Genomic DNA, 606 nt, shown 5'->3' with positions numbered 1-606 from the left:
ACAGTCGTCATATGACATGTCCGCCCGACTCGCGGCCGTCCGAAGCGCGTGACCCGACCGCTTCGCATCGCGAGACATCGATTCCTTCGGAAGACAATCGCGCGCCGCGCGCTTCTTACAATCGATTAGCTGCCCCCTGACGTCCGATGACTCATCGATGGCAAAGGGCGCGTGATTTCCGTTCACACGATCCGGAGAAGCATTCATGTCGGTTGGCATCCAGAACAACTACGCGGTGAATTCGACGGCGTATCCGAGCGGCTCGGGCGCCGCCGATGGCAGCGGCAGCGCGAACAGCCTGCAGCAGTCGATCATGCAGCTGATCCAGCAGATGCTGATCGAGCTGATGCAGATGCTGCAGGATCCGAACGGCAACGGTGCGTCGTCCGGCGGCGGTGGTGGAGGCGCAAACGGTGGCGGAAGCGGTGGCGGCGGTGCGCCGGCGATGCCTTCGATGGGCGGCGGTGGCAGCGGCATGCCCGTGGCTGGCGCGCTCGGCAGCGGCGGCCAGGGCGGCGTCGGCACGCCCGCCTCGACGGGCGGCGGCGCATCGGCCGGCGCATCGGCCAGCAGTTTCGCGGCGAGCTCCGGCCCGGCGCCCGGCAA

The 606-nt window shown here is 67.8% G+C and carries 1 pseudogene; it reads left to right on the top strand.

The window, feature by feature from the left end:
• Positions 1-205 precede the first annotated feature (205 nt).
• Positions 206-606 (top strand): annotated as a pseudogene (locus tag FQ755_RS37150) (hypothetical protein); the annotation flags it as partial.

The sequence above is a fragment of the Paraburkholderia sp. BCC1885 genome (assembly GCF_900996235.1).
GTDB lineage: Bacteria > Pseudomonadota > Gammaproteobacteria > Burkholderiales > Burkholderiaceae > Paraburkholderia.
The sequence above is the reverse complement of the archived record's forward strand: the minus strand, read 5'-3'. Positions and strand labels throughout refer to the sequence as shown.